The sequence below is a fragment of the Chryseobacterium sp. KMC2 genome (assembly GCF_016756935.1).
Taxonomy (GTDB): Bacteria; Bacteroidota; Bacteroidia; order Flavobacteriales; family Weeksellaceae; genus Chryseobacterium; species Chryseobacterium rhizosphaerae.
Map to the genome: position 1 here is coordinate 1 of NZ_JAESIT010000039.1, position 11,490 is coordinate 11,490.

Genomic DNA, 11,490 nt, shown 5'->3' on the forward strand with positions numbered 1-11,490 from the left:
ATTCTATATCATAAATTAGTTGATTTTTAATTAAATCACTACCGCCAAGATAAATAGACTTTGTACTATCGTAGCCTTTATTTAAAGAATTGATTATAATTTTTTCATTAATTTTAAGATAATACATATCAGTAACAATAAAATAGCAATAATCTATAAATCTTAAATCATCATTCTTATTTAATATATGATTTGATATACCTAAGTTGATGTATGGGATTAAGAGATTCCCCTCTAAAAACAATATTTTACCAAAATACGCTTCAGATGTATGGATTTCATCCACATTTTCTTTGTATATTAAATTATTAAACATATTAATTAATTTTTTTTAGAATTATTTGATTATTCTTTCCATTAATAGGAGTTCCATTTGTTTTTTAGATATACTTTATTAGCCACTCCTTCTACTTTTCTTAAAAACCTCATATCCACTTAACCCCTCTGCTGTACCATTCCAAATAGAATTAAAGAATTTATTAGACATTGTTCCTCTAACAGTAATTTTACCTCCTTTTGCTAAAGATGGAGAAAAAACTTACTCTTACTGAACTACGTCCGCAGTCTTCATAAAAGCTTCTCTTTTACTCATCCGTCAAGGTGATCTTTATGCTGGTAAATATAATAACTACTAAAGCAAAACCATTGCAGTTGCAATGGTTTTTATTTTAAGACGATCGCGCCAGCGGGGAGATTTTATTCAAGAACACAGGCAAAAAGTTTCCAATTATTTAGTCTTTATTGTTTTAAAAATTTTTAAAAATACTTTTTTATTTTCCTCACTTAAATCATTACTGATTATTACAAACTTATTTCTACGGGAATCTATACTATCAAAATATATTCCTATTAATCCTTTGTTTGGTTTCTTCGGAAGCATTATTTGAGCAATATTTTTATTAATAGTATCATAATAATAATAATTATCATTGAATATACCATTTTTGTAATCCCTCTCTTGATTTTTTGAAAAATAAGCCTTTAATTCTCTATTTTTATATTTTTCATATAATTCTTTTTCCTCAGTTATAAAAAAAGAATTTTCTTCAAATGGTTTATAGTTCCCAAAATAGACATAACCTTTGTTTACGTTGTTATAAAAAATACCATACACCATGGAATCTTCACTATTCAATTTTTTGAATTTAAATGAGCTTGGTAATTTAAATGAAATCTTTGCAATTTCATAGTCAGTAAACCTTTGTTCTTCATTACAAGAAACAAGTAATAAACAACATAATAAACAATAATTAGCGAGTGATTTTAGTATTAAATTTTTGTACTTCATTTTTTAATTGTGAGCTTCTAATAAAATTAGGGTTAGTTTTTGATGCCTTAAAAATATCACCAGTTTTTGCTGATGTGGGTGTCATAGCTGCCTTTGCTTTTTGCATAGTGGTTACATTATATTGTCCATTATTATCAATAATGGTATTACTATCTTCATTTGGATAGGCAAAACCTGGACGTTGATATCCTTCACCATCTAACCCTAATTGATGTCCCAATTCGTGTTTGAATGTATGTTTAAAATCACCATTTTGATAATTAACTATCGAAATTTGGCCTCCTGCTCCATCAGTCATCCCGTTTATAGCATTTCCATTTTCATCAGTAAGCTGTTTATTCGTAATAGTCATGACATTTGCCGTCCCTTTAATATCATCAATATTATTAGTCTTTATATACTACAGATAAATTGTTGATATAATCATCTTGAAGTATTTTCCCATTCATCAACACTCTGTTTGCATTACCTCTAAATTCTTTCCAATCCATAACACCTTGAGAACTTAATCCAGCTTTAGATAAATCCAAATTTTCAGGGTTGTATATTAAAAGGGTCATAGTCATTGAAACTTTTCTTGAATATTCCATTGTTCCTGATTCATATGTTTTTGCTTTTGCTATTAAAATTTTTGTTATAATATCTGGGGGTGTCGGAGCCATTCCATCAGGTCTTTATACTGGTAAATATAACTAATTGGTAATAAAAAAATGCCACACGAAAGGATTCGTGCGGCAGCATAGGTTTTTTACTCTATTATACCACTGTTTAGATATTGACCATTTTAAAATGTAAAAACCTCACTTTTTGTGAGGTTTTGTTATATCAGCTCAAAGTTATAAACTTTGCGCAGCTAGAGGTAAGTTTATTTTATAAGCTCAAAGTCTTGAGACTCTGCGCACCTGGAAACACGAATTTATTAAATTGAATTATTATACATAATTTCAATTCTATTATTCTGATTTAATGTAATCCCATTATTATCCTCATTATCCTCTTCTTCAACCAAAAACAAACTATTTTGCTTTATTAAAATCCATTGATAAGGATTATCACATATATTTTCATCGTTAACAGCTATGTCTTCATTAATATTTTTTGAGATAGCTATGCCCAAAGAAACATTATTATTAAGTTTAAGATCCTTAACTCTTCTTTCATCTATGCAATAAATATTCAATTCCACTTGGAATTCAGAAATATCATCTAATATTCGGTTCTCAAATTTAATTAGACTTTTTTCTTCATCTGTTAGATTGCTAATATCCTTTATATCACAATTAAAAATTTCTTTTAATAATTCAACAATATAGTGATCAGTTTTTTTTCTCTTTAAATAACAAATAAAATGAATCATATTAATATTTATTTATAAAATCTTTTGCAATGTTAATATCTGTAGTAGATACACCCGCTCCTTTTAGGGCTTGGTCTACTTTGTTAGCAGGTACCGTTTTCATCAATTGTATTGCTTTAATTTGTCCTTGAGATAAGTCTTGAAATTGAGGAGCTCCACCACTTCTAGGAAATAATGTCTGTCCTTCATTTTTCACACCATAAACTCTACCATTAATCAGTACATCTCCATTTCCATTATTTGCATTTGAAAAATTACCAGCATTGTATGTTGCTATATCCAAGTCTAATATTTCTTTTGGAGCAAAAGTTCCTGCACGTGTTTTCCCTCCTGCTATTGAAGTCGAATTTAAATTGTGTCGACTATTTATTTTTGCTGAAAATTTTGATTTACTTTTAGGAGCATATCTAGGATATCTAAATCCATTAGCATCTTGCATAGCAGAACCAAAAGCAACAGCAATAGATAATAAAACCCCTTCATTTGTATCAGGCATTGTAAAGTTACCAGGCATACTGCTATGAGCCAAATCTTCCGCTGCTTGTGCAGTGCCCGAATCAACTGGTTCATCCAACCATGATCCGACAGATTCTACAATACCCACTTCTAAATTTCCTGACTTAGATGTTTCTTGTTTTTTATCTGCATATCCCCAACCTCCAAAAAATCTACCTATACTGTCCCAAGCACGACGCAATCCACTATGAGAACAATTAGGATCGTCACACATTCCATTAGGATCAAGTCTATTAATAGGATTTCCAGAACAGTAATGATAAGGCGTATTATCTTGTGAATGTTCCGCCAACGGATCAACGACTCCCCATCTACCTAAATCAGGCATATACATCCTTGCCCCATAATCATACATCCCCGTCTCCTGTAGCTCCTTTCCATTGTACTTATAACTTGAGTACCCTCCTAAAAGACCTTTAATCCCTCCGATATGATTTAATCCGAAGGCATAATAATCATTAATATCTGTGAGATCAAGAGCGCCTGCTCTGCCTTTCGTAAAACTTACCCTGGCTAAACTGCCTTCGCAGTCTTCGTAAAAGCTTCTCTTTTACTCATCTGTCAAGGTGGTCTTTATACTGGTAAATATAATAACTACTAAAGCAAAACCATTGCAGTTGCAATGGTTTTTATTTTTATCAGCTCAAAGTCAGGAGACTTTGCGTAACTAGAGGCTTTTAGTTATGTGCAGTCTCTAAATTATATATATCTCCACCCTCTTTTGTACATTGTACAAATATTTGTTTGGGAATACTATCTTTTAAACTAATTTTGGTAGTTTGATTACAATTTTCATTATTGTATTTAAAAATCAACTCCTTGTTATCAATACTGTTAGGTACTGCAAAAGCAGAGCCTAAATTATAAAATCCTAACAGCTTATTGTGAGAATTATAAATATACACTTGTCCATTTCCTCTCTTGGAATCCTCATAAATACCTGTATAATAAATACAGTTTAAAATTTTTAGAGTATCCTTTTTAGAGGTAATAATACTTCCTAAATATTTGACTACTTGTTCATCAATATCTTTTCCTATTTTTGTGAATCCAAAATCTTGATTAGGAGTATTTTGTTCTAAAACTAATAATCTACAACGTTCATAGTAGTCTAACTTGATTTCAGTAGCTTTATTTATATCATTTTGCTGTAAATCTGGTTTATTACAACTCGTAAATGAAATTATAATTAAACTCAAAAAAAATCTTTTCATATTTTAATAATCTGAAGGTTTAGGTTTTTTAGATTCTTGCTGCATTTGTAAAACGCTCTTTTGATAGCCCGCTGTTCCACCACCATTATATGCCTCTACAGCTTTTGACCATCCTTGGAATTTATAACTCACTTTTCCTGTTTTTGAGTCAACTGAAACGCCTCCCTTAAACCCTTTTGTTGCCAAAACTCTTGTTCCCGCATATAAAGAATTCGTTTCACTTGTTTTTTCTCCTTTACTTAGTTGATAACTACTTTTCATCTTAGACCAATCTCCAGGAACATTAGCCTGCATTATATCCGTAAGCCCTGTTGTTCCTGCATTAGATTCTTGGACAGTTATTGCTTTTACTAAAGTCGGATCCAAATCTGGGATATCTTTTGTAGCTTCATTTGGAATAGAATTTCCTCCTTCAGTTACCAAATTTAATTGTCCCGAATTTTTAGCCTGGTTAAAATAGCCTGTTCTAGCTGCAATTTGATAATCATTTCCCTGATAATCAGCACCAGATACATCTTCATTAGATTGCGGTCTATGTTGAATTATATTAGGCATAGGAACTGACTTCCATCCTGCATTACTTTGGGCAGGATTACGGCTTGCATTCGCTGATGCTTGTATATATGTTTTAAATTGGGTATCACTTTTAATACGATGAACTTCCACACCACGATTATTAATAAATACAATATCATTTGGTGCCATTCCATCAGGGTCAATAAATCGAATAGGATTATTAAGACTATAATTATATGGTGACCAAGCTGGAAATTCAGCACCCTTTAGATCAATCACGCCCCATCTTCCAATATCTGCCATATACATTCTCGCTCCATAATCATACATCCCTGTCTCCTGTAGTTCCTTTCCATTGTACTTGTAACTTGAGTACCCTCCTAAAAGACCTTTAATCCCTCCGATATGATTTAATCCAAAGGCATAATAATCATTAATATCTGTGATATCAAGAGCGCCTGCGCTGCCTTTCGTAAAACTTACCCTGGCGTTTCCAAGGTGGTCTTTATACTGGTAAATATAACGGTTTTCTGTGAAACTGTAAAACCCTTCTGAGGTAGGTACAAAATCAAGGATCCACCTTGGTCTAACCGGATCTATAGGAGTAATTTCCCTATAGGCTTCCTGCTCATAAGCTACACTTGTCCGGCACCAATCACAAGGGCTGGTAACCGTAGTAAAATTATATTGGAAACCATCTAAATAGTCTGTAAATTTAGTCTTTATATTTTCCCCTTTGCCTCCTCCAGAGGTATTGGTTTTACGGATTTTCACGCCATCAGCCCGATACATATATTCTAAACCAAAACTTTTGGATGCTCCCAAAGGATCATTCTGGGTAATTCCATAAGAGTTAGGTAAGTTGAGATGATTATAAACTATAGACTGAATCCCTTTATCTTTCATATTGATCATATTTCCATTCTGGTCATAATCAATCATATTGTTTCCACCTTCATAGCCTGTATCATTCAATGCATTTTCTATTACTTTAGTCAGGCGGTTTCCTGCATATTGATAATCAAGGTTATCCACCAAAGTGGAGGTTTGTCCGGATACAGGAATAGCCGTTCTTTTCAGGTTGCTTATATTTCCGTTGGCATCATAGGTAAGGTACTCATCAAAATTACCGCTGATTCCGGTGGTTGGTTCTTTATAGAAAGCATTTTTTAACCGGTTCAGGCTGTCGTATTCATAGTTATACCTTTTCAGTACATTGTCATAAGAGTTTTTCCAGTCGACTTCTGCAATATTTCCATTGTATTTTGCCGGTGATTTATCAGTATAGACAGGATTATTGTACCGCATTTCAAATCCAAACAACTTTCCGTTCAGGTTAGCAGGATCATTAAGCTTAGTCATCCAGCCCCTGATGTTATATTGATAATCAATTTGCTGAAGAGGTGCGGTAGTTATTACCCCACCTACTTTTTTACTTTCCAGCTGGGACAGCTCATTATACTTATTCTGGGTAAGAATTTCTTCCGGATTGGTATCTACCTGGTGCCTGTGCACTAAAAGCCTGTTCTGATGATCATAGGTAAAGTTTTCCGTGATCAGTCTTTCTGCATCTGTTTCCAATCTTTTGTGACGGGTAACTGTTTTCCTGGCTAGCCCTGCAAAATCCAGCTCAGATTCTACCCGCGTATACCCCCCTAAATGATTGACAACATGAGTTCCGATCACCCTTCCCTGATGGTCATAATAGGAATAGGTTTTCGTCCAGTTGTCATCCTCAATATTTTTAACCAGGCTCATTACAGGAAGCCCCCTGGTTGTTTTTCCTGCAGGATCAGAAGTTTCAACGGCTACGGGCTGTTCCTGAATAGCATCCGGAAAAGGAGGATTGAAAGCATATCCCCTTGGGTAAGTATCATAATAATTAATGGTAAGGATATGAAGGGTGGCACTTGGATAGGCTGTATTTCCATAATAAATAATCATCCCGTTTTTACTGAATCCTGTTGGATCCCTTTCTTCTGTCAGGGATGTACCTATGGTAGCATTGTAATCTGCTCCGTCCTGAACATCTTTTCTGGTATATACGACACCTACTGCAGAAATCCCTGTATAGGCAACCCTTGAGAATTTATCATATCTTGTAAATACCCAGTTTCCTGAAGGTCTCATATTGGCATCCTGCGTCATGATTAATCTGTCCGCTTTGTCATAAACCATATATTCCCATCCTTTTCCGGGAAGTTTCTTTTCTACCAGACGGTTTTTCTCATCATAGCGGTATTGATAGCACAGGTCATTGAGGACTGGATTCACATCTGCAAGAATGGAGGCCGTGGGAGGAATCACAAAAACCAACTGATCATGTTCATTATAAACATAGTAGGTGTCTGCATTGCCTGAAGTATTACTTACTTTTCTTACCAGGATAACCTGCCCTCTTCCGTTTTTGAATTCTATGGTTTTGTTGCCGTCTTCATCAGTCATCGTATTTTTATAGAGCTTAGTAACAGGGTAAACTCCTGTTGACACTGGCAGAGTACTTTTAGTAGCGGCATTTTCCCATGTGGTAGAAGGAATATACATTTTTACAGCATCTGCCGCTGTATTGGTTCCATAATCAAATTTTACCGCTTTACCTGCCCAGGCCGCTCCCACCTGGATCTGCTGCTGAATTCTGTCTAAGGGTGAGTTTTCCAGAATCTTTTCGGAGAACGGTTTTTCATTGGTATAAAGACTTTGCGGATCTCCTACCGGAAAATACTCTAATGTTGAAGTTTGAGGATAGATCCCGCCATATTGAGTTCCGGATTGAGGGACAGCAAGATAATCCCTTGTCTGCCTTCCAAATCCATCATAAAGAACAGGAGTTACCACATCTTTTCCTAATGGAGATGCTTTTACATTCACGATCTGTTTGGGCCTTCCCAGTCCGTCAAAATATTGAACGGTTTCAGAAGTTTTGGTAGGCTGACTGCCATTATAATCGAGATAGACTTTGGTCTGGACATAGTTTTCGGTAGTGGAAAGCTGGGCTTTTATACTTCCAAAGACCAATATCCCTATGGGAATGATTATTTTTTTCATCGGTATTAGTTTTTATATTGATAATTGTATTCTTTTACAGTTTTGTACTCCCAGTTTCCGGCACTGTTTTTTTGCTGTTTTTTCACTTCTTTCAACCTGTTTGCAGTATCATATATATAGACTTCCCTTACTCCGGATGGAGATACCATGCTTTTAACCCCAATCAACGGATCATAGGTATAGGTGGTGACCAAAGCCCCTGATAACAGTGAATGACTTCTTAAATTATCCAATGCTGACAACAAAGTTTCTTCTGAAGCCTGTGTTCCCTTCTGTGCATCAAGATCTGAGGCGTTAACAATATCGGTGATCAACGACTGTGGAATACTTGTTATCTTTATATTTTCAATCTTGGCAATAGGCTGGGTTTTATTATATCCCCATATCACAGCTGTAGACATACCGTCTTTAGTCGTGTACTGCTCAATATTACCTTTGGCATCGTATTGATCATAACTTACTTCCGTGGATGCATTCCCCGTTTGAGGACCATAAGATACTACTGAAGTAGGCAATAAACCGGCCGGGTTATCATACTTGGTTTCTACTTTTAAAAGTGTTTTTCCAGTGGCATCACCTTCATTTTGCTTTTTGACAACCATGGTTTCCAGCGGAACACCAATCATATGGGCATTAATGAGTTTCTGATTACCTTTTTCATGGGCATACTGATATGTAGTCTCCTGAGCTGAGCCGTCCGTAAGCACAGTTTTTGAAGTGGTTAGCTGATAATGATTCGGGTTGGCATAACTGCTGAAGCTGGTGGTACTGACCACGGAATTATCTGGCAAATATTCTGTAGTTTTTACTTCTGTAGGATTGTAGAACCCATAATAGTTGTCATAAAACCCATAGGATATATTGAGCAGCTGGTCCTGGGTAGGGTCAGGATAATAGGCAAAGTTCTCTTTAAAGACATAATTTTTAAGACTTTTCAGCTGGCTGTAATCATACTTATAAACTTTTGTAACCTGCTTTTTAAAAGCCAAATTTTCATATTGATAGCTGTTTTCCTCCATCAGTAAATAAGATTTTTCTTCCCCGGAATTGGTATCTGCGGTGTTATAAATAGCCGGCGGCCTTCCTATACTATATCCTGAATTGGGAACGTAGCTAAACTTTTTCTCTACTGCACTTTTATTTTCTACAATCTCTGTAATATCTGTATAGGTCACTTTATTTTTTCTATGGTTAAAATTAGGGACCAGATTATCCTGGTTGGCGGTATAGATATTGACTATTTGTATGGATGGAAATGTATTGCCAGGCCATGTACAAGTCCTTGAGGTTTCGCGTAGCGCTGCTCCTATATAATTCAGGTTATAATCTGCAACCGAAGTCTGGGAACTGGCCATATTGGCAAGAGGATTATAGTAAAACTTACGGGTATAGCTATGCCCTTCTATATCAGATTCTTTGATCGATGAAACCCTGCTTCCTCCGAAATATACAGGTTGATTTGTAGTAACATTATGTGAATTATACGAAATAGTTGCTGCTCCAGATACCGCTCCAAGGGCAGCCCTTACTGTATATTCCACTTTATACGTATTTCCGGCTACCGTATTTATGGCATGATTCCCTATTGCTTGAGAATCATGAACTAAAGAAAGCTGATTATTTTGGGAAGTATATACATTTGTTCCTGTTGTTACATTCGATATAACCAGCTGATGCCAATCCCGGCTTTCATCCGGTTCATTACACCCCGCGCCTATATCAAAAGATGCGGAAGCATAAAAATCAATGGGTGTTCCATTGGAAACAAAAGTAAATGACTCTTTAGGATGGTTATAGGCAGGATTACACTTATGAGCTTGGGGTTCCAATCCATATACCTCTCTTACCTCTGTAGTAACGGGTCCGGAACTGGAGTTAGGATCATAAAAAATTTCGGATATCCCTTTGGTAGAATGGGTAATCTGTTTTAAATTACCAACTGAAGCCCATGTTAGAAGGACTTCTCTATTAGCAGAAAGCATTGTCAAAGGCATATAAGCTCCCAGCTTTTTAAAAATACCAAAGTTATTGGTAGGTCCGGGAACAGGAAAAGGGGAAACATTATTGGCATTATTGGGGTATCCGTAGTAATCTGTATTTAAACTAAATCTTGCCGGAAGTTTTTCCAAACTGTAATAGCTGAAATCGGTACTTGTATTCTTAGTGACATTTTTCAATGATTTTAAAAAATGTCTGTTTCTGGTAGATGCTTCATTAGAAGGAATCCCATAATAAGTAGCAGCAGCTGTTGATGCCTGAATATCCTGATATTCCAGGTTATACTTTTCAACCAGTAAATTCCCGTTTTTTATTTCTATAGAAGTCAGAAGATTATTTTCAGCATTGCTGTTGAATAAATCATTTCTTGCTTTTCCATAAATGAAAGAGATATTCTTATTATCTTCTGAAATAAGCGTGAGCTTCGGTTTATAGGATTGCTGGCTTACTTTGTTTTTGACGATATCATTGTAGGTATATTGGTCGCCAGATGAGGCATCCGGACATTTTTGAAGTAAGCTAAACCCTGCATTCAGTGAGGAATAATAATTGAGATTTTCTGTGATGTAGGTAAAATTGGTTTCCTGTTTGTCAGGGCTAATGATTTTATATAAATACCAGCCTGTGATAGCCTGACGATCCGCGCCTGAACTCTGCGTTGTAGATCTTTCAATATTCTCTACCGACCCTCCAAAATAATATTCTGTTCCGGTTTTATCCGTCAGCTTAAAACGAAATAGTTTCCCATACCCCATTATTGGGGCATTCAAATCAAAAATCTCAATTTTAACTTTATCTTTTGATTCGGTAAAAACCTGTAAATTACTGTTAATGTAGAAACTTCCGGATAATCCATTAGCAACTGAAAAATTAAACCAGTCATATTCCGTATCTGTGGTATTCCCTGTTCTGGCAGCTTCTTTTATTTTGGCTAAATCCGCTGTTTCACTAATCGTTTCGGGTTTCCAGTTGGTATTATTTTCGTCTGTTTCATCTTTTACCACTCTTGATATAACACCCGGAGCGGTCAGTATCCAGGACATTCCGGTGCTTGTTCCTATATCATCTGCTCTTACTCCACTGGAATAGTTTAAAGATATTGGTGTTCTAAGCTGGGTATAAAGGGGAATCTGATGGGAAAAATCACCATTGGAAGATTGTTCAAAACTAATCCTGCTGCTGGCAAATGTTTCCTGGGATGGTGCTACTATTTTGGGTAATCCGTAATTGTTATTGGATTCGGATGATGCCTGACCACTGTATAATTGAAATGCCAGAAGCACCCCTATTGACACATATATTTTTTTCATGATTCTTAGTTTCTTATTTTTTAATCAATTTGGCATTCGCCGTTTTATTCGTATCCGTTTTTATGGTCACCAGATAAGCGCCCTGTACAAGAGCCTGTGTATTGATCTTGGTAACATTGTTTTTAGTTTTTATACTCTGAAGCTGTCTTCCGCTCATATCATACAGCATAATATCTGCTTCTTTGAAATTAAAGCCGATTTCCACATAAGCATAATCTGAAACAGGGTTTGGATAGATCTTGATAT

The 11,490-nt window shown here is 35.4% G+C and carries 10 protein-coding genes; all 10 read right to left on the reverse strand.

Annotated elements, in window-relative coordinates; all coding sequences use genetic code 11:
- The coding region (locus JML65_RS23490) for a hypothetical protein (RefSeq protein ID WP_202272538.1) at positions 1–316 on the reverse strand (316 nt) is incomplete at its 3' end.
- Positions 317–727: 411 nt separating this feature from the next.
- On the reverse strand, positions 728–1,288 hold the full coding sequence (locus JML65_RS23495) for a hypothetical protein (RefSeq protein ID WP_202272540.1): 561 nt from the start codon (positions 1,286–1,288) through the stop codon (positions 728–730).
- The gene (locus JML65_RS23500) at positions 1,251–1,640 is read right to left on the reverse strand and encodes a hypothetical protein (protein WP_202272542.1); all 390 of its coding nucleotides are present in this window, start codon (positions 1,638–1,640) and stop codon (positions 1,251–1,253) included. The genes JML65_RS23495 and JML65_RS23500 overlap by 38 nt, the downstream gene beginning before the upstream one ends.
- A 34-nt stretch (positions 1,641–1,674) precedes the next feature.
- Positions 1,675–1,950 carry a hypothetical protein gene (locus tag JML65_RS23505; protein WP_202272544.1) on the reverse strand — a complete coding sequence of 92 codons (276 nt, stop codon included), beginning with the start codon at positions 1,948–1,950 and terminating at the stop codon, positions 1,675–1,677.
- Between the two features lie 257 nt (positions 1,951–2,207).
- On the reverse strand, positions 2,208–2,645 hold the full coding sequence (locus JML65_RS23510; RefSeq protein ID WP_202272546.1) for a hypothetical protein: 438 nt from the start codon (positions 2,643–2,645) through the stop codon (positions 2,208–2,210).
- Position 2,646: 1 nt separating this feature from the next.
- Entirely contained in the window at positions 2,647–3,624 is a 978-nt protein-coding gene (locus JML65_RS23515; RefSeq protein WP_202272556.1) for an RHS repeat-associated core domain-containing protein, read from the reverse strand.
- A 214-nt stretch (positions 3,625–3,838) separates the two neighbouring features.
- Positions 3,839–4,375 carry a hypothetical protein gene (locus JML65_RS23520; RefSeq protein ID WP_202272548.1) on the reverse strand — a complete coding sequence of 179 codons (537 nt, stop codon included), beginning with the start codon at positions 4,373–4,375 and terminating at the stop codon, positions 3,839–3,841.
- A 3-nt stretch (positions 4,376–4,378) separates the two neighbouring features.
- Positions 4,379–7,936, reverse strand: a complete 3,558-nt coding sequence (locus tag JML65_RS23525; RefSeq protein ID WP_202272550.1) for a DUF6443 domain-containing protein — start codon at positions 7,934–7,936, stop codon at positions 4,379–4,381.
- Between the two features lie 5 nt (positions 7,937–7,941).
- Complete coding sequence (locus JML65_RS23530; protein ID WP_202272552.1) at positions 7,942–11,244, reverse strand: hypothetical protein; 3,303 nt, start codon at positions 11,242–11,244, stop codon at positions 7,942–7,944.
- 13 nt (positions 11,245–11,257) lie between these two features.
- A partial coding sequence (locus tag JML65_RS23535; RefSeq protein ID WP_202272554.1) for a T9SS type A sorting domain-containing protein occupies positions 11,258–11,490 on the reverse strand: 233 nt, incomplete at its 5' end.